Raw genomic sequence first — 24,022 nt, forward strand, 5'->3', positions numbered from 1 at the left:
CGTTACAGCTTTCCGTGTGTAAGGAAGCTCACGATATGTTGCGAAACCTACCACTCAGTGCATCAGGCCGGTTGCGACTGCTCGTCGGGGCAGCCTTATGCAGCCAATTACTGATGCCCACCTTCGCCATGGCCGATCCGGCCTATGACGCGCTGATTATTCAGGCGCGCAACGGCAACTTCACCCCCGCCCTGACCCAATTGCGCCAACTGTCCGCCGAGCGCCAGACGCCAGGCCAGGTCAGCGATCATGTGGTGATCGCCGGTTGGGCCGGCCAGGACGCCGAAGTGCTGAAGGTGTACGAGGCCCAGGGTAAAAACCGCAACCTCAGCACCCAGGCGCTCGCCACCGTTGCGCGTACGTATCGCAACCAGCGGCAATGGGCCCAGGCCGAGGCGGTCTATCGCCAGGCGTTGCTGCGTGAACCGAACAATGTCGACCTGCAACTGGGCCTGGCCCTGACCCAGGCCGACGGTGGCAAAACCAGCGAAGCCGTGCAGCGTACTCGCGCGCTGGTGGCGGCCAAGCCCGATGACCCCAACCGCCGCATGGCCCTGGGTTATGCACTGACCCGCGCCGGCTTGAACTACGACGCACTGTTTGAGTTCGACCAGGCGTTTATCCGCGCCGGCGACAAACCTGACGTCGCCCGCGAATACATCGTCGCCCTGCAAAAGGCCCGCCTGCCGGAAGCCGCGTTGCGCCTGTCGGCCCAGCGTCCTGGCCTCTTGGACCCGGTGACCCAGCGCCGCCTGGAAGGCGACCTCGCCGCCGAACGCGTGCGCATGGCCGAATTCGCCACGCGCAGCGAAAAAGAACGCTACGTGATTGCCGACCGGGCCCTGGCAGACTACGACAAACTGCTCGCCCGCTGGACGCCTGACGCCACCGCCCATGACGATGTGGTGCGCTGGCGTATCGACCGCCTCGGTGCACTCAAGGCGCGTGCGCGTACCGCCGAGGTGATCCGCGAATACGAAACGCTTAAGGCCGAAGGCGTGCAACTGCCGACCTACGCCGTGCGTTGGGTGGCCGCGTCCTACCTCGATCAGCGCCAGCCGGAAAAAGCCGAGCCGCTGTACCGCCAGGCCCTGAGCGCCACCGACGCCGAGCCCGATGATCGGGTCGAAGACACCACCGCACTGTTCTACGCCTTGCAGGAAAGCAACAAGGGCGAGGATGCCAACGAGGTCGCCAAGGGCCTCGCCAACAGCCAGAACCCGCGGGTCGAACTCAAGGGCTTGCCCATCGGCAACCCCAACGACGCGTGGATGGACGCCCAGCAACTGTCGGCCCAGGCCGGCGTCTACGGCGGCGACCTGCCGGGCAGTGAAGCTGGCCTGGAAGCGCTGGTAGCGAAAGCCCCCGGCAACGTAGGCCTGCGCCTGGCCCAGGCTGACATGTACCGCGCCCGCGACCTGCCACGGCGCGCCGAAGGCGTTCTCAAGGAAACCGAAGCCCAGGCCCCGCGCGACATCGGCCTGGAAGTGAGCCAGGCCTACACCGCCATGGACCTGCAGGAGTGGCGCCAGCTCGATGTGCTCACCGACGATGTGGTCGCGCGCAACCCGGACAACCGCCAGGTGCAGCGCCTGAGTCGCCTGCGCGACGTGCATGACATGGCCGAGCTGCGGGTCGAGGCCTATACCGGTAAAAGTTTTGGCGGCGGCAATGACGGTGATGCGGGCGCTGTCGCGGGTAGCCGCGATTGGGGCATTGAGAGTCGGATCTACACGCCGCCCATCGACGAAGACTGGCGTGTATTCGCGGGCGCCGGGTACGCCAAGGCCGATTTCAGCGAAGGCACCGGCCAGCATCGCTGGCAGGTCGTGGGCGTGGAGCGGCGCACCCGTGACATGACCATTGAAGCCGAGGTCTCCAACCATTCCTACGGCGATGGCTCCAAACAAGGCGCCGCGATCTCGATTGCCCGCGACATCAACGACAATTGGCAATACGGCGGCAGCCTCGGCTACCTGCTGAGCACCACGCCGTTGCGCGCGTTGAATGACGGGGTCACGGCCAACGGCGGCAGTGGCTTTATCCGCTGGCGCGCCAATGAAAGCCGCGAATGGAAACTGACCCTCAGCCCCTCCCATTTCAGCGATGGCAACGACCGCTTCGAAGCCTTGCTCAGCGGCCGCGAAGGCCTCTACAGCTCGCCGAAAGTGCAAGTGGACCTGGGCCTGGAAGTCGGCGCCAGCCGCAACAGCAAGGAAGACACGGTGTACTTCAACCCGAAGTCGGACTTCACCGTGTTGCCCGTCCTCAACATCAACCATGTGCTCTATCACCGCTACGAGACCCAGTGGAGTCAGCAGTTCCAGGTCGGTGCGGGTACGTATAGCCAGCGGGATTATTCCACCGGTGGCATCGGTCTGGTGGGCTATGGCCAACGCTTTCGCTGGAACGACGTCCTGGAAGCCGGCGCCAACCTGAGCCTGATCAGCCGACCTTATGACGGCGATCGCGAACGCGATCTACGCCTGCTCGTCGACCTCACTTACCGTTTCTAAAAGAGCCTGACCATGACCTTCCTCAGCCGTTGCTTGTTGGTTCTGGGCGTATTGCTGGCCAGTGCCTGCGCCCAGCAACCCGCACCTTTCACTCCACCCGCCGAGCGGCCGACACCGCCCAACGAAGCGGCGTGGCCGAAAAACCACTTCCTGGGCATTGCCTACCATGACGTGTCGGACCGCGATCCTGACCAGGCCGTGGTGGCGGTGCGCACCGAGCGATTGATCGAACAGTTGGCCTGGCTGCGCGAGAACGGCTACCAGGCCGTCAGCGTTGACCAGATCCTGGCTGCCCGCCGTGGCGGCCCCGCGCTGCCGCCCAAAGCCATCATGCTCAGCTTCGATGACGGTTATTCCAGCTTCTACACCCGCGTAATGCCGATTTTGCGCGCCTATCGCTGGCCGGCCTTGCTGGCGCCGGTGGGCTACTGGATCGACACGCCGATGAACAAACCGGTGGACTTCGCCGGCTCGCCACGGCCGCGCGGCGAGTTCCTCACCTGGCAGCAGATCCGCGAAGTGTCGCAATCGGGCCTGGTGGAAATCGCCGCGCATACCGATGCCAGCCACACCGGGATCCTGGCCAACCCCCAGGGCAACCTGGAGCCGGCGGCGACATCGTTGCGTTATGACCCGGCCACTGGTCGCTATGAAACCCAGGCGCAGTTCGATGCTCGTCTACGTGCGGATGTCGTGGCGATCTCCAACAAGATCCAAACCGTGACTGGCAAAAAACCACGGGTATGGGTGTGGCCGTACGGCGCCGCCAAGGGCACCTCGCTGGCAATCGTCGGCGAGCAGGGCTACCAGATGGCGCTGACCCTGGAAGACGGTCTCGACAGCTCCAATGACTTGATGAACAGCCCGCGCTTCCTGGTGGCCTCCGACCCGGACGGCGAGCATTTCGCCAACAGCATCGTCGCCGTGCAAACCCCGGCGCCGCTGCGGGTGCTGCATGTGGACCTGGACAACGTCTACGACCCGGACCCGGCCCAGCAAGCGCGCAACCTCGACCAATTGGTGCAACGCGTGGTGGACATGGGCGCCGGTACGGTGTTCCTGCAAGCCTTTGCCGACCCCAAGGGTGATGGCCTGGTGCACGAACTGTACTTCCCCAACCGTCACTTGCCGGTGCGCGCCGACCTGTTCAACCGCGTCTCCTGGCAGTTGCATACCCGTGCCCATGCCGCCGTGTATGCGTGGATGCCGGTGTTGAGTTTTGCCCTCGATCCCAAGCTGCCCCGCGTGACGCGCTGGGACCCGGAAACCGGCAAGGTCGGCACAGACCCGGACCAATACAAGCGCCTGTCGCCGTTCGACCCGCAGGTGCGCAAGATCATTGGCGAGATCTATGAAGACCTGGCGCGCAACAATGCCATCGACGGTGTGCTGTACCACGACGATGCGGTGCTCTCGGACTTCGAAGACGCCAGCCCCGCCGCGCTCAAGGCCTATGCCGCCAACGGCCTGCCGGGCAGCATCGAGGCCCTGCGCGCCGACCCGGCGGTGATGCAGCGCTGGACGCGTTTCAAGAGCCGCTACCTGATCGACTTCACCAAAGAGCTGACCGCCAAGGTCCACGCCATCGGTGGGCCGCAGGTGCTGACCGCGCGCAATATCTTCGCCGAGCCGATGCTCAACCCGGCGAGCGAGGCCTGGTTCGCCCAGAACCTCGATGATTTCCTCCAGGCCTATGACTGGACCGCGCCGATGGCCATGCCGCTGATGGAAGGCCAGGAGTACAAGACCTCCAATGCCTGGCTGGAGAAGCTGGTGGCGACGGTCAAGGCGCGTCCCGGCGCGATGGAACGCACGGTGTTCGAACTGCAAGCCAAAGACTGGCGCACCAAGGCCGCGCCGGATATCGACGCTGTGCAGATGGCTGAATGGATGGCTGTGCTCAAGCGCCAGGGTGTCACGAGTTTTGGCTACTACCCGGACAACTTCCTGGAAAACTCCCCGGACCTGAAGACTGTGCGTCCGGCCCTTTCCAACCAATGGAACCCTTGACCATGTTCGACAGAATCCTGGCTTTATTCGTGCTGGCACTGGTATTAGGCGTGCCCCTGGGCCTGATCTTCCTGGTCACCGGGCAGTTCCTGATGGACTTCGTGTTTTTCTACCCGCTGTTCATGTCGGCGCTGTGGATCGCCGGCGGTTTGTACTTCTGGCTGCACTGGGAGCGCCACTGGCCCTGGGAAGAAGACACCCCGGCGCCAACCCTGGCCGGCAACCCGCTGATCTCGATCATCATCCCTTGCTACAACGAAGGGGATAACGCCGCCGACACCATCCATGCGGCGCTGGGCCAGTTGTACCCGAACATCGAAGTGATCGCGGTCAACGACGGTTCCAAGGACAACACCGCCGCCGTCCTCGACGCCCTGGCGCTGGAGCATCCACGCCTGCGGGTGCTGCACCTGGCGCAGAACCAGGGCAAGGCCGTGGCCTTGCGCATGGGCGCGGTGGCCTCGCGCAGCGAATACCTGGTGTGCATCGACGGCGATGCGCTGCTGGATAAAAACGCGGCGGCCTACATGGTCGCGCCGATGCTCGACAACCCGCGCCTGGGCGCCGTCACCGGCAACCCGCGCATTCGCACACGCTCGACCTTGATCGGCCGCGTACAGGTAGGTGAGTTCTCCTCGATCATCGGCTTGATCAAGCGCACCCAGCGCGTATTCGGGCGGATCTTCACGGTGTCGGGTGTGGTGGTAGCGTTCCGTAAAAAGGCGCTGGACCGCATCGACTACTGGAGCACCGACATGATCACCGAGGACATCGATGTCAGTTGGAAGCTGCAACTCGATCACTGGAGCATTTTCTACGAGCCGCGTGCACTGTGCTGGATCCTGATGCCCGAGACCGTCGGCGGCCTGTGGAAACAGCGCCTGCGCTGGGCCCAGGGTGGCGCCGAAGTGTTGTTCAAGAACATCCGCGGTATCTGGCAGTGGCGTCATCGCTACCTGTGGCCGCTGCTGTTCGAGTACTGCCTGTCCACCGGTTGGGCCTTTACCTTCCTGCTCTCGGTGATTTTCTGGGTCCTGGGCAAATTCATCGTGCTGCCGCCGGCGATCACGGTGGACTCCCTGGTTCCCCCGGCCTTTACCGGCCTGGTGCTGGCGATGGTGTGCCTGGTGCAGTTCGCAGTGAGCATCCTGATCGACCGTCGCTACGAGAAAGACCTGTGGAAAACCCTGTTCTGGACCGTGTGGTACCCAATGGTGTTCTGGCTGGTCAGCCTGTTTACCACCCTGGTCAGTTTTCCCAAGGTGCTGTTCAACCAGCACCAGAAGCGCGCGCGTTGGGTCAGCCCGGATCGCGGTATCAAGCCTGTTGAAGAGGAGGCGTGAGCATGAAACTGGTCCGAACTCGCCAAAGTACTGTGATGTGGCTCATCGACGTGATCCTGACCTTGATGGCCTGGGCCGGACTGGTCTGGCTGCTGGCGCGCGGGATCACCTCGATGCTTGAAACCCATGGTGGTCCGCGCATCGAGGCGCCGATTTTTGCAGCGCTCAACACCCTGCAGATCTACCTGTGGATCGCGCTGTTCAACGCCGTGATCCTGGTCACCTGGGCACGCTACCAGCAACGCAAGGGGCGCAAGTTCGCCCAGCGCCGCGCCGAGGCCAAGGCCCTCACCGACAAGAACCTGAGCGAGAGCTTCAGCCTCGCCGACGGCGACCTGGAGCAACTGCGCCGTCCGGGCGTACTGGTGATCCACAACGACGAAGACGGCGGTGTGTCGGAAGTCAAAGCCCACGTCTCCCGCGACGTGGAAAAACCAGGCTTGACCCTCGTGCCTGGCGCGTCTCAGAACAAAGACGCCAGCTAAGGCTGTAAGCCCAATCCAATGTGGGGGGGGCTTGCCCCCGATGGGCATAGGTACCTACACAACTTTGTCTCAACGCTGAACGCCCGGCCGAGAGAGCTGTTGTGGCGAGCGGGCTTGTCCCGCGTTGGGCTGCGTAGCGGCCCCAGTAAAGACGAACGCGGTGTATCAGACGCTATCGGGAGCAAGTCGAATCGTCCTACCACCCCCCCACATGGGGCTATCACCCTGCCAATACCGGTTATTGCGATCCAATTCACAAAACCCCCGCGAACTTATCTGCTTTTTTCGGTACTAACTTATCTCGGCAAGAACTTGATGGCTAAATAATGGCAATTATAAGTTCTCCGACGAATAGCTATCAAAACAGCCGCCGCCTGTCGGATTAATACTTTCCTTTAACGGTTGTGAGTCTGTTTGATTATTTTTTATTGTTATTAATCAATTGGTTGCGTGAATAGCTAGTGTGGAAGTTCAACTAACCCAGTTTCTTGGGTTGGCGCAATTTCGATGTTAGTTTTCCGGCCCTTGAATTTCGACGGACCGAACATGTCTTTTTTATTGCCACGGACTCGGTATTTCCTGTGCACTTTGCTGCTCTCTTATTTGAGCGCAAACAGTGCCTCGGCCGCCCCTACGCCGGGTGATCAGGACCTGATCCGCGACCGCCAGAACCGCCTGCTCGAAGAGCAGCGCCGGCGCCTGGAAGAGCTCCAGGACCTGCCCGGCAAGAGCAACCAGCCACAGGCCCCGGCACAGCCCGCGGACACACGTTGCTTCCCCATCCAGGACATCGAGCTCAAGGGCGCCGACAGCCTCTCCGCTGCCGACCGTAACCGCCTGCTCAAACCCTATATCGGCCAATGCCTGGGCGTTACGCAGCTCAATGAACTGCTCAAGGTCATCACCGACGACTACATCGCCAAGGGGCGCGTCACCAGCCGCGCCTACTTGCCACAACAGGACCTTTCCAGCGGTCATCTGCAAGTGCTGGTGGTCGAAGGCAAACTCGAAGGCATAAAGGGCGCCCAGGGCAGCACGGTCACCGACCGCGAGCTGGCCATGGCGTTTCCCGGCAAGGTTGGCGAGGCACTCAACCTGCGTGAGGTCGAACAACTGGTGGATCAACTGAGCCGCTTGCCGTCCAAGCAGGCGCAAATGGAACTGACCCCCGGCACGCAGATCGGCGGCAGCGAAGTGCTGGTCAAGAACCAGCCGCAAAAGCCCTGGCGCGCCAGCCTGTCGCGTAATAACGACGGCCAGAAAAGCACCGGCGAACAGCAGTGGGGCGCGGGCCTGGAATGGGACAGCCCGCTGGGCCTGGCCGATCAACTGATCCTGCGCGGCGGCCACGATGCGATCAGCGACCACCAGAAAACCTCGAAAAACAGCATGCTCTACTACAACGTGCCGTGGGGCTGGTGGAACTTCAGTTACACCTACAGTGAGAGCGAGTACCGCGCGCCGGGCGACCTTGACGGCTACAAGTACAAGCAAACAGGCGACAGCCAGAACCACCAGCTGCGTGCCGAGCGCGTGGTGCATCGCGATGACGTGAGCAAGACCTCGGTCAACGTCGGCCTGACCCATCTGCGCACCAACAACTACTTCAACGACGAGCGCCTGGACGTCAGCAGCAACCGCCTCAGCGAGTTCCAGGTGGGCATCAACCACGGGCGCCGCATCGGCAGCGCCTTCGTCAACCTGGATGTCGGCATGCAGAACGGCACCGGTGCCTTTGACGCCCAAAAGGACGACCAGGAACGCATCCGCGGCAACCTCACCCCAACCCCGCGCTACCGCAAATACACCGCCACCGTGAGCTACCTGCAACCCTTCACGCTGTGGGGCGAATCGTTGAGTTTCTCCAGCCTGGCCACCGGACAGCGCAGTGAAGACGTGCTGTACCCGGCGCAACGCATGAGCCTTGGCGGCTCATACTCGGTGCGCGGGTTCAAGGACCAGCAACTGACCGGCGACAGCGGCGGCTACTGGCGCAACGAAGTGCGCTGGGCGCGCCCGGTGACCCTCGACTGGATGCGCCCCGCCTTTGCCGAATACGGCGCCAGCGTCGGCTATGACCAGGGCGTGATTCGCAACGATCGCTACAACGATGACCAGCACGGCAGGGTGTCGAGTAACTCCCTCGAGCTGTTCGCCCGCGGCAAAAACGTCAGCACCAGCGTGACCTTTGCCCACTCCCTGGAGCGACCTGGCGTGATGACCGAGCGCGAAGCGCCGATCTATTTCCGCCTGGATTTCTACCTGTAATTCAACGCCCGCAGCCTTTGAGATTTTGAATATGGACGTTCGCCCCGTTACTGCCCTGAAAACCCTGAGCCAACGCGGCCTGGCCTTGATCCTGGCCAACGCGCTGTTCTGGCAGCCACTGCTGGCCCAGGCCGACGGGATCGTGGTCAGTGGCCCGGGCACTACCGTCGGGCAGGCGGGCAACGGCGTGCCGGTGGTGAACATCGCCACCCCTAATGGCAGCGGCCTGTCCCACAACCAGTTCAAGGACTACAACGTCGGCCCCAACGGTGTGATCCTCAACAACGCCAACAGCATTGTGCAAAGCACGCAACTGGGCGGGATCATCGTCGGCAACCCGAACCTCAAGGGCGGCGCGGCAAATGTCATCCTCAACGAAGTCAAAGGCGGTAGCCCCAGCCAATTGCGCGGCTACACCGAAGTGGCGGGCCAATCGGCCAAGGTCATCGTCGCCAACCCCTACGGCATCAGCTGCAACGGTTGCGGATTCATCAACACCCCCAACGTCACCCTGACCACCGGCAAGCCAATGATCGATCAGGCCGGGCAACTGAAAAGCTACCAGGTCGACGGCGGTGCCGTGACCATCGACGGCCAGGGCCTGAACGCCAGCAACGTCGACCGTTTCGAGATCATCACCCGCTCGGCCAAGATCAATGCGCAAATCAACGCGAAACAACTCACGGTGATCGCCGGGCGCAATGACGTCGATGCCCAAAGCCTGAAAGCCACCGCGCGCGCCGACGACGGTAGCGCCAAGCCGGAACTGGCCATCGACTCGTCGGCCTTGGGCGGCATGTATGCCGGTGCAATCAAACTGGTGGGCACCGAAGCCGGTGTGGGCGTGAAGCTCGACGGCACACTGGCCGCCAGTGGTGGCGATATTCAGCTCGACGCCAACGGCCACCTGAGCATGGCCCAGGCCGCCGCCAGCGGTGCGGTGGACATCAAGGCCGCGAGCCTGGAGACCAAGGGCGCTGTGTATGCGGGCACCACCCTCAAGGCACAGACCAAGGGCACCCTGAAAAACAGCAAGACCCTCGCCGCCCGCGACAGCATCACCCTGGCCAGCAACGGCCAACTGACCAACAGCGGCATCATCGAAGCCGGGGTCAACGCCGACAACACGCGCAACACCGTCGGCGACGTCAAGCTCGAGGCCCAGCACATCAGCAACACCGGCACGGTGATCGCCAATCGCGAGCTCACCGCCACCGCGCAAAGCCTGGATAACCAGGGCGCTACCTTGAGCGCCAAGCAGGCGCTGAACGTCACTGCCGCCAGCGTCGACAACCGCAACCAAGGTCGCCTGCTCAGCGACGGCGCACAAACCCTCAACGTCAGCGGCCTGCTGGACAACAGCCAGGGCGGCATCATCGACAGCACCGGTGCCTTCACCCTCAACGGCAATACCCTGGATAACAGCACCGGTAGCCTGACCGCTGGCGGGGCGATCACCCTGGATTTGATTGGCGACCTGATCAACCGTAACGGCAAGCTGGCCAGCGCCGGGCCGCTGCTGATCCAGCGCGCCGCGCACATCGATAACCAGGGCGGCAAGCTCGTCAGCCAGGGTTTGCTGACGGTATTCGCCAACAGCATCGACAACCGTAACACCGGCACCCTGGCCGCCAGCGATGGCCTGACCCTGACCACCAGCGGCCTGTTGCAAAACAGCGGCAACGGCCTGATCCACAGTGAAAACTCTGGCGTGACCATCACCGCCGGTACGCTCGACAACGACGGTGGCCGCATCGCCGCCAAAGCCGGTGATGCGCAGATCGACGCCACTGACTTCAACAACGGCAGCGGCGCGCTGTTTGCTCGAGATCGCGTGCACCTGACCGGTATGAATGTGGATAACGGCGGCGAGATCGCCGGCAACCAGATCGACGTCAGCCTGAAGGGCGCACTGACCAACCGTGGCCTGATCGAAAGCGCCACGGCCCTTGATGTCGAGACCGCCAGCCTGAACAACAGCGGGCAAATGCGTGCCTTGGGCGCCAGCGGCAAAACCCGCTACGCCATCGGTGGTTTGCTCACTAACAGCGGCCGTCTGGAGACGGCCAACGACCAATTGAGCCTCGCCGCCACCACCTTCCAGAATACCGGCGGCACGGTGTTGCACGTGGGCACCGGCCTGCTCGACCTCAGTGAAATCAGCCTTGATGACGTGGGCGGCAGCCTGACCACCAACGGCGACCTGACCCTCAACAAAGCCAGCTGGACCAACAGCACCGCGATCCAGGCCGGGCGCCTGACGGTCAATGTCGGCACCCTGAACCAGACCGCCACCGGCCAATTGCTTGGCACTCGCAGCCTGGTGGGCAACGGCCAGGATTGGACGATGGGTGGCACCGTCGCCAGCCAAGGCAGCCTCGACCTGGCGGTGGGCAACCTGCTCAACGACCACGGCCTGATCTTCAGCGGCGGCGACCTGAACCTCAAGGTCGACCGCCTGAAAAACCTCGGCGCCGCGATCTACGCCATGGGCAACCTGCGCGTCGACCGCGACGGCCAGGGCGGCCTGGCCACCAGCATCATCAACAGCTCGGGCACCATTGAAAGCGAGCGCAACCTGATCCTGGCTGCCAGCACTATCAACAACATCCGCACCGTGCTCACCACCGAGTCGGGCATCTACAGCGCGTCCATCACCCCTACAGCGTGTATCGACGGCGTGACCGGTGGCGACTGCGAAGGCGGCAAGCAGAACCGGCCGTTCCAGATCACCCAGCGCGATCACCTCATCGTCACCAACGCTACGGCCGGCTCCAGCATCACCTCCGGCGCCAACATGCTGCTCACCGGCGGCACCTTGCTCAACAGCAGCAGTAGCATCGCTGCCGGTGGCGCCATGACCGTACGCGTCGACCAACTGAGCAACGTCGGCCTGGTGACCCACGACACCCAATACGACCGCATCTTCACTTCCGAGCGCGAGCGCAAGCCGGGGGGCTGGAACCGCGAGGCGGCGGCCTTCACCCAGCGCTATTCGGCGGGCAACAACATGGACGGTGTTGAAGCCGCCATGGCCGCGTTCATTGGCAAAATGGAGAGCGAAAAGACCGACCTGCGCAAAACCACCCAACTGATGGTGCCCGACCAGAGCTACGCCGCCGTCATCCAGGCCGGTGGCAGCGTGGACGTGAAGGCCCAGGCCGGCATCGACAACCGTGTCGTGCGAGGTGGCTACACCTACGTCGGCAGCGGCGCCAACACCAAGGCGCCGGGCTACTCGACCCTGGTCAGCCTCAACTCGCAACTGCCGCCGGACGTGGCCCAGCAACAGGTCAACCCGCTGGGCCTGCCTGGCTTCGACCTGCCCACCGGCCAGAACGGCCTGTTCCACCTCAACGACAGCGATGGCGCCAAAGGCCTGCCCACCAGCCAGTTCGCGGCCAACCCGCATAAGTACCTGATCGAAACCAACCCGCTGTTCACGGATATGCGTCAGTTCCTGGGCTCGGACTACATGCTGACCAAGCTCGGCTATGACCCCGACACCGCGCAAAAGCGCCTGGGCGATGGTTTCTACGAACAGCGCCTGATCCAGCAAGCCGTACTCGCCCGTACCGGCCAGCGTTTCATCGACGGCCAGACCAGCGACGCCGACTTGTTCAAGCACCTGATGGACAACGCCATCGGCAGCAAAACCGCGCTTAACCTGTCGGTGGGCGTAAGCCTCACCGCCGAACAAGTCGCCGCCCTGACCCACGACATCGTGTGGCTGGAAAACGCCACCGTCGCCGGCCAACAAGTGCTGGTGCCGGTGCTGTACCTCGCCCAGGCCAGCAACCGCCTGGCACCCAACGGCGCGTTGATTTCCGGCACTGACGTCAACCTGATCACCGGCAGCAACCTCAACAACGCCGGCACCTTGCGCGCTACCGGCAGCTTGCTGGCGAACGTCGGCGGTAACCTCACCAACAGTGGGTTGATGGAAGCCGGTGGGCGCCTCGACCTGCTCAGCGGCAACAACCTGACCAACCGCGCAGGCGGTGTGATCAGCGCGGGCAACGTCAACCTCGCCGCCGGCGCCGACCTGCTCAACGAACGCAGCGTCACCACCCACGAAAGCGCCAGCAGCTACCGCACCGAACGCAGCGACTTCGTCGACAGCGCCGCGCGCATCGAATCGGCCAGCGATTTGGCCATGCAGGCTGGCGGCAACGTCAACAACGTCGGCGGCGTGCTCAAGAGCGGTGCCGATGCCACGGTCAAGGCGGCGGGCGACGTCAACATCACCGCTTCGAAAACCCTCGACAGCGGCGCCATCGGCAACCGTTCCAGCTTCACTACCATCGCCCAACAGGGCTCGGTGGTCGACGCTGGCCGCGACTTGCATGTGATCGCCGGGCGCGATATCAGCGCCATCGCCAGCCAGGTCGAAGCCAAGCGCGACGTCAACCTGATTGCCACCCGCGACCTCAACGCCATCGCGGCAGCCAACGAGCAACACTCCACGGGCAACACGAAAAAGGTCAAGAGCATCGAAGACCACGTGCAGCAAGTGTCCAGCGTGATCAAGGCCGGCGGCGACGCCACCCTGAGTGCCGGGCAGAACCTGCAACTGGTCGCCAGCCAGGTCAATGCCGGCAACGAGGCGTACCTGGTATCCGGCAAAAACCTCGAGCTCAAAGCCGCCGAAAATCAGGACTACAGCTTCTACAGCAAGACCAAGAAAACCTCCCAGGGCAAAAAATTCCGCCTGGATGAAACCGACGTCGTGAACAACGTTGGCAGCCTGGTCAGTGCGGGGACGAACAGCACAGTCGTCGCCGGTGCAGACCTGCTGCTGGCCGGCAGTGCCGTCACTGCTGAAAAAGGCGCCACGCAACTGGTGGCCGGCCAGGACGTGAGCATCCTCGCCGCTACTAACTCAGACAGCGCCCGTCACGAACGCAAGGAAAGCAAAAGCAGCTGGGGCGGCCTGAAGTCGAGCAAAGTCCAGGACAAAGTCGACGAAAAACGCACCACCGCCCTGGGCAGCATGGTCTCCGGCGAAACCGTCACCGTCGCCGCCAAACGCGATGCCACGGTCACAGGCTCGTCCCTGGTCAGCACCGGCGACCTCGCCGTCCAGGCCGGCCGCGACCTGACCATCGACGCGGCGCAAAACACCTTCGCCCGCACCGACATGCACAAGGAAAAAAATCGCGACCTCACCGGCGTGCTGACCGGCAACAAGCTCGGTCTGGACGACATGACCGGCAACCAGAAGCTGTACATCAACAGCTCGAAGCACAACGGCACGGCCAATGAAATGACCTTGACCGGCAGCACGATTGGTTCGAGTGCGGGCAATGTGTCGTTGACAGCGGGGCGTGAGTTGAAGGTGGTGGCCAGTGATCTGGTGAGCACCAAGAACATGGAGTTGAGTGGGGCTGATGTCACCGTTACTTCGGGGATGGAGACGGCCAGTCAGACCAGTAAGGACAGTTCCAAGAGTTTGGCGGTTGGGCGCGTGATCGCGGGCACCGTGGTCGACACCGCCAACAGCATCCGCGACGCAGCCGAGGCGGCGCGCAGCTCCGACGACCCGCGCCTCAAGGCCGTGAAGATCGCCCAGGCGGCGCTGTCGATGTACAACCTGAATAACCAGGCGGGTGATCTCGCTAAACAAAGTACTGGCTTCAAGGACAAGACCGGTGGCTCTGCTGGCAACGGGTCGCTGATCAAGATCGGTACCGAACTGGCCAACACCCGTACCAAAAGCAGCAGCGAATACACGGCGCAGACCGCTCACCAGAGCAACCTCAACGCCGGGGGCAAACTGTCGATCATCGCCGCGGGCGATGCGCCGGGCACTGTGGGTGACTTGACGATTACCGGCAGTACGTTGAAAGCCGACAGCACGTTGCTGTCCGCGAAAAACAACATCCTGATGCAAAGCGCACAGAACACCACCGACCGCAAAAACGACGGTTCACGCAACAGGACCGCTATCGGTGCCAGCTTCAACATAGGCGAGCAAAACGGTTTCACCATCGACCTCGGTGCACAAACTGCCAAGAACCTCGGTTCGGGTGGCTCGGTTACCCAGGTCAACACCACGTTGGACACCGGCTCGCTGGTGCTGCGCAGCGGCCAGGACACCAGCCTGATCGGCGCGCAGGTACGCGCTGACCGCATCGATGCCAACATCGGCGGCAACCTCAACATCCTGTCGCGCCAAGACACCGAAACGTCCAAGAGCAAGCAGAACAGCGCGGGCTTCGGTGCGAGCATCTGCATTCCGCCGATCTGTTATGGCTCCCCAGTAACCGCGTCCGCGAACCTGGCGGCGTCGAAGATGAACAGCGACTACCAGGCCGTCACCGACCAGAGCGGCTTCTTTGCCGGCAAGGGTGGCTACACCATCGATGTGGCCAAAAACACCACCCTGCAAGGTGCGGTGATTGCTAGTGAAGCCACGGCCGACAAAAACCTGCTGCTCACCGATCGGCTGCTGGTCAGCGACATCAAGAATAAGAGCGAGATCAAGAGCCAATCGGCCGGCGTCAGCGTCTCCGGTTCCTACAGTAGCGGCGCGAGTACCCTCACGCCGGGTGCCTTGTATGGCATGTCGCTGAACGATTCGGACCACAGCTATACGCGCAGTGCTGTCAGCGAAGGCACGATCGTGGTGCGCAACCCTGAAGGCGCGGGTGACCTGGTCGGCCTGAACCGCGACACCGCCAACGCCAACCAGCGTCTCGACAAGCCTGATGAAAAGGCCATGCAGGAACGCATGGACCTGATCAAAAGCTCGATGGAGCTGACCAAGGGCATTGGCGACGCGATTGCTGCGGCCAGGATCAGGGCCGCTGACGACCCTAACAGTGACGTCAACAAAGCCACGCGCCTGAAGTTGATTGATGAGGGTATCGCCAATCCGACACAGGCTCAGATCAGCCAGCGTGCCCAGCAGGATTATGGCGTTGGCAGCAGCTTCCAGAAGGCCAGCCAGGCGGTGACTGCCGTGGTGCAAGCGGCGATGGGTGGCAGCGTAGGTGGGGCGTTGGCGGGGGCGGCAGCGCCGTATCTGGCGCAAACGGTCAAAAAGATGACCGAGGATGACCCCAAGGCCAACCTGATGGCCCATGCGGTATTGGGTGCGGTGTTGGCGCGGGCGGGTGGTAACTCGGCGTTGGCAGGAGCCGCCGGGGCCGTGGTGGCGGAGAAAACCGCACAGCTGATCAAAGAGAAGCTGTATGGCGATGTCAGTAACGAAAATTTGACCCAAGAGCAAAAGCAGACGATCTCCAGCCTATCGACGTTGGCGGCTGGACTCTCCGGATCGTTGGTTGGCAAGGACGCGCTGAATGCGGTGGCAGCCGCGCAGGTTGGGAAGAATGCGGTTGAAAATAACTTGTTGGCGAACAAGTACGGTGTAAAAAAGCTGGATAAAGCCAGCCTTGAACTCTATGAGAAGCTCAAGGAAGCGGACATAGGCAGCATTGATGATCTGCAAAAACGCTACAAGGGTTGCGCTGGTGATGGTGCTTGTGAGCGCGACATTCGTAATGAATACCGCAATCAAGAAAATGAAGCAGGGAAAAAACTCCTGGGCCTTTATCAGAGTGGGAAGCTGACACGGGATGAGTACAACGTTTTTGTGGTCGACTATGCCATCGCCATGTTGGAAGGAGTGAAAGAAGGGCAGCGTAATGGAGAGGGCGCAGGCTTTCTTGATATATATTCGCTTTCAGGCGCGGATTGGGCGCCGGCGGGAGTGATCGGCAATCCTTACGTCGATGCGATTAGGACTAGTGAGAAGATCGCCGAGTGGAAGCGTCAAGGACTAAGCAACGAGAAGATTGTCACGCTTGCTCAGCAGGATGGATTAATCGGTTCAAACTTGGCTCCCGTAGATGTGCCGGGGGTAATCAACCTTGTAGATAATGGCGCCAGCAGGGAGGATGTTCTAAAATTCGCCGCAGCCATTGCTTTGGGCAAAGCGATAGGTGGTACAAAAGGGACAGCAGGTTCTGTAAAAGTTCAAGCGACGCCTAGTTTTCCAAATCAATTCCCGGATCACCCAACAGGTGTTCCAACTCTTATCTCAGATACAAAATTGGCCCAAGGTGCAGGAAAATATAACTATGTTGTTCTTGAGGATGGCCAGTTAGTAATCGGGCGAAAATTTAACGATGTGGGTGGTGGCCATATTGACCTTGCAAATGGCAAACCCGTTATTGCGGCGGGAGAGGTGAAGGTTTTGAGCGGGAAAGTTAAATATATTGACAATACCTCTGGACACTATGAGCCTTCTGGTCACGCTGCTCAGGCCGCAGCAGAAAATGCATTCTCTCAAAAAGGGTTTGATGTGGCAGGTAAATACATAGAAAAAGTCTGGGTTCCAAACCCGAGCAATCCGAGAACAGGTGCGTGGGTGCCGAAATGAGTGAAGTAATTAAGCAATTTGACATGCTTTGCGATGTGGCTATGGCTGCTTTTGGTGAAGAGTTAGAGATTTCCTATGAAATGTCTTTGTTGAATATTTTAGAGTTCGTGAAAAATAATCCAGAATATAAAGATGATTTTGTAGGTGGATTTAAAATGATATTAATGTCTAATAATTCACCATTCGAGGCTGTGGCATTTTGCATGCGAGAGCTTCAATGGCCCGAAATTAAAGAATTTGTGATTTCAAAGATGAACCCTTCACAAGATCCTCGTAGTGAGGCTCTGCGAAGCGTATTGACTGCATATGACGAATTTTGGCCCGATGCGGACATTTATCAGTACTACAGCATGAGTTAGTTGGTACAAAAGGGACGGGCACAGGAAAGGCGCCATATACCTCGACTGTCTCGCCGGATGCCCACCCGGTAAAGGAGGCTGGGCCAAAAGCGACTGATGGTCCAAACGAGGTAGCAGATACAGCTACAACTGAGGGGACGAAAGTTGGCTTAGAGACCAATCTAACTCCCGAAATAAAACAGCATTCAGATGGAAGCTATCGAACCCCTGATGGAAAATTTGCAAGCCCGACTGGTGTATCTCCTCCGGGAACAGCCAAGGCAGATGAGTTTGCTAAACATTTGGAATCAAATGGAATGGAAGTTGTGGGGACTGAGATGGTTGTTAAAGGTCCTCTCGGTGATCGTAGGTATGACATTGTAGTACGTGACGCAAATGGTAAATTGCGCGGTCTTGAGGTAAAAAGCGGGTCGGCTAGTAAGACCAGCTATCAAGAATTTACCGATTACTTTGTTAATGAGTTTGGGGCGCAAGGGAAAGGACGGCTAAATGGACAAGTCATCGAAAGCGCTACAACAGTCTATGTGCCATAAAGGTGGGAAATATGAAGCTCGAAGCCGAAAATAGTCCTGTAGTAGTAGGTGTAAATCAAGCGCAGATTATAAAGACGCTAAAAAAATTAAAAAGCTACGGCCCTAGCTCATTCGCATGTATAACTGATGATGAGGGTAACTATGTGCAAGTGGCTGGAGGCAGATTCACTTGTTTTATTGAAAGATATGACGCTAAAAGTAAAAAACTGTTTAGAGGTTATCATTCAAATTCTAGTACAAACTTTGAAGATGGAAGCTTGCTGTCGTTTGGTGCGGGCCGTGTACCATTAAAAAAGGATGAGTGGTTTAATATTGATGATGTAATCGAGGTTTTTTCCTTGTTTAATCAGAATCAGTCTCTACCAGCGACTGTCTACTGGCGTGAGATAAATATTTTGAGTCAAAGCGACGGCTGAATAAGTGAAAAAAAGGGGGCAGACCCTGAGGAGTCCCCACAAGTCTACTCTAGCTTCTGAGCTTGCCGGTGTACTTCATCGCGCACCAATAGCTCCATATCCGCCAATCTCGAACGGGACAATACGGTGGGGATTCCTCAGGGTCAGGCCCCTCTTTCCTCTGAGTGTCGGAGGATACTAAGCGGTATGACAAATCGTCGCATGTAGGTTCCCATCGAGATAATTGGAAATCGCAACAGGAGTGTTTTGTGATGACTGAATGGGCACTTTTACGCGAGCTTAAAAAGGGTGATGCGCTTGCTGTGCCCGAAGCAGGACTTTTACTCATCGATGAGGGAGTGTACAAGATTTCGGTCACTCAGTACTGCTTGGCAGATGCGATTAAAGAGGATGGGCAGGATAAGCTGAAAGTATTGTCATTTTACTGGGCGGCCAGTGACGCAGCATTTCAGCGAGCCTATTACAGAGACGTCGAAAGTGATGATGGGGCTGTTTGCCCTCCGCCCTTTGAGTTGATGCCAGAGGAGGCAGGGGCGACCTATATTGAAATAAAGCGAGCGTTGGAGACTGCCGGTAATATTCGAGAGTATGCCTCTTATCGTGTGATGTCTGATGGCGCTTTTGTTCATAAGAGTTTGGAGGGTCCGTCAGCGGTCTATTATTTTCGCTCATTGGGGTTATTGAATGATGAGGTGCCTTACGCAATTTTGTGGAAGTGTCAGGGAGTTTGATAGAAGTGAGCTTAATTGTTTTCTGTGTTTGAGCTAAAAAGGATCGGGTTCTATGAGTTACTCGGAAAGTCTGTCTGTTTTAGAGGGGCAAATGTGGGTTAAAAGAGCGGCTATTTTTCTTTTGATTCTCGATCAAGCTTTAGATAATCTATCGTCAGCTCCCGCTACCTATACTAAATGTAGTGAGGCTATTGAGTTGTGCTGGTCATGGTTAACTGATAGAAGTTTAAGCCCTGAGCAGTTGGCCTACTATTTAGACTCGGATGAAATGCAAAATGGTCCTTTGGGAGAGCATCATTTCATTACGGAAAGCTTAGAGCAAGACAGCTTGATTCTGATACTTCTGGTCATTGGCTTTTTTGCACATCAGGCTTATAAGGTTTCAGGTCGGCAAGAAAGAATGTCCGCCTCAGTCAACGAGGCAGGTGAGCAGGCTGTTGAATACATAGTCGAATATATCTATAAGGTCGGAGCGGGTGGCGTGTTAGACGTTTATCTATCTAAAAATGGCTAATGTTCAGATGCAAGGAGTGGCGATGAAAGGCGCGTCGGAAGTTGGCGTTCTTATAAGAGAAATAGTGTCCAGTGCGTTGTATGAAGGTGATTATGGAAGCTGCATAAGTAACCGTGAATTAGTCTTGAGAGGTGTTGAGGTTCTCGACCGCGTAGGTGTGCCACTCGACTATCTTGAATTCCTTGAACAGTTTGGATTTGGTGAGCTGGATAGCGCACTTTACATCGAGGATGGTCCAACAAAATATTCAGTTGTCGCCGGATGTGATGTGGTTGCTTATCGTAATATGTATGTATTTGCCAGTACCGGGAGCGGTGTCCTTTATGCATTCGATGCTGCGAATGATTGGTCAATTGTCGAAATTGACCCTGAATTGAATGATGCGGAAGTCTTATATGAGGATTTTTCCAGCTTCATCCTTAGCCAGTTAACAGCGATTAAAGGTTATGTAGATTGGCGAGCCCAGCAGTAATATGCGCGGCGCCAGCATTTGCATTAAGGACGATCAATGAAACCCGCAAAATTCTCCCTCCAGGCCTTCCTGATGGCCTGCCTCATACCCGGCTGGGGCCTGGTGTATGTAGGCCGTACGCAGTGGGGTATCCGGGTCGCAGCGTTGTTGCTCGGCGGGGTCGCGCTGATGGGCGCCTTGGGGTTGGTCACTACGCCCCTTGGGCTGTATGCATTCTTCGCTTTCGTCATCACGGTCAAACTGACCTCTGCCATCGTGTCCGCCGTGTTGGCCCGTCGCTATAGCGGTCCGCCCAATGTGCCGCGTAAACGTTTCCATGCTCTTTACGTCGGTGTGGTGGTGATCTTGGTGCTGACGCTCGACGTCTTTCGGGTGCCGTTGTTGGGTTTCAAAAACTATTACATTCCATCGGGGTCGATGGTTCCGACGTTGTCGATTGGCGACTACATCATGTCGGACCTGCGGGCTGGCGTGCCCAAAGTGGGGGATATCGTGGTGTATCGCTGGAATGGCACCGAGGCGGTCAAACGGGTTGCGGGAATCGGTGGTGACACTCTGGCCATCGTCAATGGCGAGGTGATCCGCAACGGTGAGAACCTGGGTTTGTTTCACGCACCGGCTGAGCGCGTCAAAAAGGACTACTCCCTTGAGTTGGCGCCACTTCAGGTAGCGCCGGGGCATGTGTACCTCTTGGGCGACAACCGTGATGGCAGCAACGACAGCCGCTTCATGGGGCAGGTCGCGGTTGAGGATGTGGTGGGCAAGGTCACCGGGATCTGGTTCTCGAGTGAGCGAGCGCGTATCGGGACGACGTTTCCATGAGCCTTTCGAGTATCGGCTGTCGGATCGCCCAGTGGCTGTGCCTGCTGCTGATGTGTGTCAGCGCCATCGCGTTCATCCTGGCCTGGGCCTACCTCTATCGTGATTCGTCGTGGTTGGGTACGGCCGCGGCGGGTTTCGTCTGGGGTGGCATCGGGTTGTCGTTCGCGTATGTGTTTGAACGATCTCGAACCGCCGCCGCCACGTTGCGATTTATGCTAACTCGCACATCGGCATTGCTGGTGCTTGCGGCGGGGGTGGCCTATCTGGTTGGCCTGCTGTGGGTCGAGCCGGAGCAGGACTTTATGGACGCTCAGTTAAAAGGCGCGTCGTGCGGTAAGTACACGGGCACGATTGAGAAAGGGTGGGAGCAAATCTGCGCCCGTTCACATCCAGAACAGCCACAAACGCCATGAGGTTAAAGCCAGCGCGTATGGACGCGAGCGGGCATGTACAACGTGTGCCGGCCTCAATGACATCTCTTCGACTTCTGGATAAATGACGGTATGAGCGAATCAGTATCGGCCGCAGGCACCTGGAACCTCGCCAGCCCAGGCAGGCGCCTGCTCGGCTATTTCATCGATATGGCGGTGGTGCTTTTCCTGCTGTTTTTGAACCGAAACCTGGACTATGCCTATTTCTATCTGGGCTCTGCAGGAGGCCCGGCATTGTTTGATGGTCTCCACTATGTGCTGTGGTTTTCAGCCTTCGGGTACTACTTGTTTTGCGATGCCTTGCCCAATGGCCAGAGCCTGGGCAAGCGGGTGTGCCGCACGGCTGTGGTGGGTTACCCGTACCCCACGAACTGCACGCTGTTCCAGTCGTTCCTGCGCAATGTTCCGAAGATGCTGTTCAGTGTGTTGGACGGTCTTTTTGTTCTGTTCGGCCTGCGTCGTCGCTTGGGCGATATGTTGGCCAAGACGATCGTCATCAATACCTGAGCAGGGCGGCCTGGTCCCAATGCCGGTCAGTTAAGAGATAGAGCGGGCGAAAAGTAACCTGTGGCGAGCGGGCTTGTCCCGCGTTGGGGGGCGAAGCGCCCCTGATGAAGACGAATGCGGTGTATCAGGCACACCTCTGCGCCTGGTCTTGGGGCTGCTGCGCAGCCCAACGCGGGACAAGCCCGCTCGCCACAATAGAGCCTTTCACATAGACGCGGGGTTACAGCAATTTGCGTTGCACCGCTTCATCCAGCGTACTGCGCGTCAGCGCCTCGACCACTTCCCGTGTATCGCTCTGGAACGGGATGCCCACGATCAGTACCAGATGCACCCACGTGCGCACCGATTCGCTCTTTTTAACGCGGCCCAGTTCCTTGCCATCCTTGTCCTTGAACACTGTCTCCAGGGTAAAGATGTTCTTTGCTGTGGTCGGGATGACGAAGAACGTGAAGCCGGTGAGGAACGCCGAAACCGGGCTGTACTCTTCGTTGTTGTGCAGCGTCGCGTCGACGTAGATGTCCGAGTCGACCTTATCGGTGCTCACCCGCGAAAAACGCTGGGAGTCGCGATAAGAATCGGCCACGGCCTTTTCCCACAGCACCACCGGCGCGCCGACTGCCGCGTTGCCCGGGCCGCCGTTGACGTGGTTCTGCGCCGTGGTGCGCACGTACGCCGTAGGCTTTTGCGCCGGGGCGTTGGCGGTCGGTGGCCAGGTCTGTACGGCGGGCAATTCGTGCTGCGAGTAAGACACGCAGCCAGTCAGCAGGACAGCGGCGAGTACCAGGCTGTGTTTAATCAATCCTTTCATGCATCACTCCTTGAAATTACGGTTTAGCCAGGTTGGCGGTGGCGGTGTCGAGCAGTTGCCCGACCAGTTTGGTCAGCTGTTGGCCGCCCATCGACGGTGCCCAGTATTGGCCGCTGTAAAGCCCGACGTTGTGTTCGAATTTGATCGAATCCTTGGCCTTGGCCAGCTCCTTGCCGTTGCGGTCGACGATCACCAGGTCGCCGGCCACCTCGAAGCTGTCTACGTAGATCGGGCCGTTGACCCAGATCCAGAGGGTCAGCGTCAGCAGCGCGCCAGGCACGTACGCCGGGTGCGGCGCGCGATGGCCCTTGAGGGCGGTCATGTTGAATTTGAGCGTGACGTCCTGCTCGCCCAGGCGCACCGGATACTCGGTGACCTGCTTGAAGTAACCCCCGGTGCGCACGTACTGGGTGATCTGGGCAGTCAAGGAGCTGCTGATGGCGGCCTTGTTGGCTTCGTTGACATCGGCGGCGCTCACCGTCACATCGGCGATTTGTGCACTGCGCGGGCTGCTGACAGCGACCGGGTGGAGCGGGGCGGCGATGGGGCCGGTGACGGTGTAGGAAACGCAGCCGGTCATCGACAGCGCGGCGACCAGGGCTGTCGCCCGAAGCAGAGTGTTAAGCACGCAATATCCCTATAAGTGAGCAAGCCAGGTTACTGTTTCGACCCGTATCCGCATAACTTGAGGGAATGTGCGCCACCGCACGGCATCCGACGAAACACCTTGAGAAGCGCTCTCAACCCCGTAAAATGCCGCGATTGTTTAAAGCACGATACTTTTCAGGGATGAATTCAGACATGCGCGCGTTTGCCGTCTTCCTCTGCATCTGCCTACTGGCGGGCTGCACCTCCAAGCCGGAGTACTACATCTCGCCGGCGCCGGTCACGATTCCCAAGAACGCCACTTACTGGCTCGACACGTTTGATGTTGAGGTGGTGGGCAAGAACGAGCGTTTCTTGCCGGATGACAAGGTTCGCCAGCAACTCGGTGTCGATCTGGTCGACCGCCTGCTCAGCGCCAAGCGTTATGCGACCAGCAAGGAAAAGGCCGATTACCTGCTGGATGTCAGCATCGTCTATACGCGCCATATCCCCGACTCCAAAGGCGGCCTCTCGACGTTGATCGTGGATGACAACACCATTCTGGCCGCTGTCGATTTCAGCTATCGGGTCAAGGTCAAGAAGGGGGCTGGCGAGGTCCTGCATTTTGCCAAGACGCGAAACAACCTTGTGCCTTCCGGCGTGATGGGTGAAGCGCAAAAATGGAAAACCATGGGCGGGATCATCACCAACTCCGGTAACTCCAGCGTCGAGCGTTTTTATACCGGCGTTTTGAGTCGCGATATCGTCGATGACCTGCGCGCCATTCCTTCTCGTTAACCCTACTCACTCCAACTGCCGATTTATCACCCAGG

At 59.2% G+C, this 24,022-nt stretch carries 18 protein-coding genes; 16 read left to right on the forward strand and 2 right to left on the reverse strand.

Annotated features, from left to right (window positions below):
* The first annotated feature begins 35 nt into the window (after positions 1–35).
* From pgaA to AB1462_RS24320, 15 genes are all read left to right on the forward strand, one after another.
* On the forward strand, positions 36–2,516 hold the full coding sequence (pgaA, locus tag AB1462_RS24250) for a poly-beta-1,6 N-acetyl-D-glucosamine export porin PgaA (RefSeq protein WP_259194390.1): 2,481 nt from the start codon (positions 36–38) through the stop codon (positions 2,514–2,516).
* 12 nt (positions 2,517–2,528) lie between these two features.
* Entirely contained in the window at positions 2,529–4,526 is a 1,998-nt protein-coding gene (pgaB, locus tag AB1462_RS24255; protein WP_090401197.1) for a poly-beta-1,6-N-acetyl-D-glucosamine N-deacetylase PgaB, read from the forward strand.
* Positions 4,527–4,528: 2 nt separating this feature from the next.
* The gene (gene pgaC / locus AB1462_RS24260; RefSeq protein ID WP_259194388.1) at positions 4,529–5,869 is read left to right on the forward strand and encodes a poly-beta-1,6-N-acetyl-D-glucosamine synthase; all 1,341 of its coding nucleotides are present in this window, start codon (positions 4,529–4,531) and stop codon (positions 5,867–5,869) included.
* Positions 5,870–5,871: 2 nt separating this feature from the next.
* Entirely contained in the window at positions 5,872–6,354 is a 483-nt protein-coding gene (gene pgaD, locus AB1462_RS24265; protein WP_090401195.1) for a poly-beta-1,6-N-acetyl-D-glucosamine biosynthesis protein PgaD, read from the forward strand.
* 546 nt (positions 6,355–6,900) lie between these two features.
* Positions 6,901–8,622 carry a ShlB/FhaC/HecB family hemolysin secretion/activation protein gene (locus AB1462_RS24270; RefSeq protein WP_367248071.1) on the forward strand — a complete coding sequence of 574 codons (1,722 nt, stop codon included), beginning with the start codon at positions 6,901–6,903 and terminating at the stop codon, positions 8,620–8,622.
* 31 nt (positions 8,623–8,653) lie between these two features.
* Positions 8,654–17,011, forward strand: coding sequence for a hemagglutinin repeat-containing protein (locus tag AB1462_RS24275; RefSeq protein ID WP_367248072.1), 8,358 nt, complete (start codon positions 8,654–8,656; stop codon positions 17,009–17,011).
* On the forward strand, positions 17,008–17,370 hold the full coding sequence (locus AB1462_RS24280; protein ID WP_259194385.1) for a hypothetical protein: 363 nt from the start codon (positions 17,008–17,010) through the stop codon (positions 17,368–17,370). The genes AB1462_RS24275 and AB1462_RS24280 overlap by 4 nt, the downstream gene beginning before the upstream one ends.
* Positions 17,328–17,903, forward strand: a complete 576-nt coding sequence (locus tag AB1462_RS24285) for a hypothetical protein (RefSeq protein ID WP_159440115.1) — start codon at positions 17,328–17,330, stop codon at positions 17,901–17,903. Before AB1462_RS24280 ends, AB1462_RS24285 begins: the two co-directional genes overlap by 43 nt.
* Positions 17,904–17,914: 11 nt before the next feature.
* Positions 17,915–18,319 (forward strand): hypothetical protein, encoded by a 405-nt coding sequence (locus AB1462_RS24290; RefSeq protein WP_074848310.1) that lies wholly within the window; start codon positions 17,915–17,917, stop codon positions 18,317–18,319.
* 251 nt (positions 18,320–18,570) lie between these two features.
* Positions 18,571–19,050 carry a hypothetical protein gene (locus AB1462_RS24295; RefSeq protein ID WP_090401192.1) on the forward strand — a complete coding sequence of 160 codons (480 nt, stop codon included), beginning with the start codon at positions 18,571–18,573 and terminating at the stop codon, positions 19,048–19,050.
* A gap of 52 nt (positions 19,051–19,102) precedes the next feature.
* Positions 19,103–19,564 carry an Imm6 family immunity protein gene (locus AB1462_RS24300; RefSeq protein ID WP_259194382.1) on the forward strand — a complete coding sequence of 154 codons (462 nt, stop codon included), beginning with the start codon at positions 19,103–19,105 and terminating at the stop codon, positions 19,562–19,564.
* Between the two features lie 22 nt (positions 19,565–19,586).
* Complete coding sequence (locus AB1462_RS24305) at positions 19,587–20,036, forward strand: SMI1/KNR4 family protein (RefSeq protein ID WP_090401190.1); 450 nt, start codon at positions 19,587–19,589, stop codon at positions 20,034–20,036.
* Between the two features lie 36 nt (positions 20,037–20,072).
* On the forward strand, positions 20,073–20,858 hold the full coding sequence (gene lepB, locus AB1462_RS24310; protein WP_367248073.1) for a signal peptidase I: 786 nt from the start codon (positions 20,073–20,075) through the stop codon (positions 20,856–20,858).
* Positions 20,855–21,271: a hypothetical protein gene (locus AB1462_RS24315; RefSeq protein ID WP_367248074.1), complete on the forward strand. Its 417-nt coding sequence runs from the start codon at positions 20,855–20,857 to the stop codon at positions 21,269–21,271. The genes lepB and AB1462_RS24315 overlap by 4 nt, the downstream gene beginning before the upstream one ends.
* Positions 21,272–21,361: 90 nt before the next feature.
* Complete coding sequence (locus AB1462_RS24320; RefSeq protein WP_367248075.1) at positions 21,362–21,796, forward strand: RDD family protein; 435 nt, start codon at positions 21,362–21,364, stop codon at positions 21,794–21,796.
* Positions 21,797–22,016: 220 nt separating this feature from the next.
* Here the strand turns inward: AB1462_RS24320 and AB1462_RS24325 are convergent, their stop codons facing one another.
* Both AB1462_RS24325 and AB1462_RS24330 read right to left on the reverse strand, forming a co-directional pair.
* Positions 22,017–22,604 (reverse strand): hypothetical protein, encoded by a 588-nt coding sequence (locus AB1462_RS24325; RefSeq protein ID WP_090401186.1) that lies wholly within the window; start codon positions 22,602–22,604, stop codon positions 22,017–22,019.
* 16 nt (positions 22,605–22,620) lie between these two features.
* On the reverse strand, positions 22,621–23,232 hold the full coding sequence (locus AB1462_RS24330; RefSeq protein ID WP_090401185.1) for a hypothetical protein: 612 nt from the start codon (positions 23,230–23,232) through the stop codon (positions 22,621–22,623).
* A gap of 173 nt (positions 23,233–23,405) precedes the next feature.
* On the opposite strand from AB1462_RS24330, the gene AB1462_RS24335 reads away from it, so the two are divergent.
* On the forward strand, positions 23,406–23,987 hold the full coding sequence (locus tag AB1462_RS24335; protein WP_090401184.1) for a hypothetical protein: 582 nt from the start codon (positions 23,406–23,408) through the stop codon (positions 23,985–23,987).
* Positions 23,988–24,022: the final 35 nt, after the last annotated feature.

The sequence above is a fragment of the Pseudomonas sp. SB113 genome (assembly GCF_040754745.1).
Classification (GTDB): domain Bacteria; phylum Pseudomonadota; class Gammaproteobacteria; order Pseudomonadales; family Pseudomonadaceae; genus Aquipseudomonas; species Aquipseudomonas grimontii.

What these genes read in the sequence shown, in the direction of transcription:
- pgaA (WP_259194390.1), top strand. Translation starts at nt 36, where the DNA reads ATGTTGCGAAACCTACCACTCAGTGCATCAGGCCGGTTGCGACTGCTC.
- pgaB (WP_090401197.1), top strand. Translation starts at nt 2,529, where the DNA reads ATGACCTTCCTCAGCCGTTGCTTGTTGGTTCTGGGCGTATTGCTGGCC.
- pgaC (WP_259194388.1), top strand. Translation starts at nt 4,529, where the DNA reads ATGTTCGACAGAATCCTGGCTTTATTCGTGCTGGCACTGGTATTAGGC.
- pgaD (WP_090401195.1), top strand. Translation starts at nt 5,872, where the DNA reads ATGAAACTGGTCCGAACTCGCCAAAGTACTGTGATGTGGCTCATCGAC.
- AB1462_RS24270 (WP_367248071.1), top strand. Translation starts at nt 6,901, where the DNA reads ATGTCTTTTTTATTGCCACGGACTCGGTATTTCCTGTGCACTTTGCTG.
- AB1462_RS24275 (WP_367248072.1), top strand. Translation starts at nt 8,654, where the DNA reads ATGGACGTTCGCCCCGTTACTGCCCTGAAAACCCTGAGCCAACGCGGC.
- AB1462_RS24280 (WP_259194385.1), top strand. Translation starts at nt 17,008, where the DNA reads ATGAGTGAAGTAATTAAGCAATTTGACATGCTTTGCGATGTGGCTATG.
- AB1462_RS24290 (WP_074848310.1), top strand. Translation starts at nt 17,915, where the DNA reads ATGAAGCTCGAAGCCGAAAATAGTCCTGTAGTAGTAGGTGTAAATCAA.
- AB1462_RS24295 (WP_090401192.1), top strand. Translation starts at nt 18,571, where the DNA reads ATGACTGAATGGGCACTTTTACGCGAGCTTAAAAAGGGTGATGCGCTT.
- AB1462_RS24300 (WP_259194382.1), top strand. Translation starts at nt 19,103, where the DNA reads ATGAGTTACTCGGAAAGTCTGTCTGTTTTAGAGGGGCAAATGTGGGTT.
- AB1462_RS24305 (WP_090401190.1), top strand. Translation starts at nt 19,587, where the DNA reads ATGAAAGGCGCGTCGGAAGTTGGCGTTCTTATAAGAGAAATAGTGTCC.
- lepB (WP_367248073.1), top strand. Translation starts at nt 20,073, where the DNA reads ATGAAACCCGCAAAATTCTCCCTCCAGGCCTTCCTGATGGCCTGCCTC.
- AB1462_RS24315 (WP_367248074.1), top strand. Translation starts at nt 20,855, where the DNA reads ATGAGCCTTTCGAGTATCGGCTGTCGGATCGCCCAGTGGCTGTGCCTG.
- AB1462_RS24320 (WP_367248075.1), top strand. Translation starts at nt 21,362, where the DNA reads ATGAGCGAATCAGTATCGGCCGCAGGCACCTGGAACCTCGCCAGCCCA.
- AB1462_RS24325 (WP_090401186.1), bottom strand. Translation starts at nt 22,604, where the DNA reads ATGAAAGGATTGATTAAACACAGCCTGGTACTCGCCGCTGTCCTGCTG.
- AB1462_RS24335 (WP_090401184.1), top strand. Translation starts at nt 23,406, where the DNA reads ATGCGCGCGTTTGCCGTCTTCCTCTGCATCTGCCTACTGGCGGGCTGC.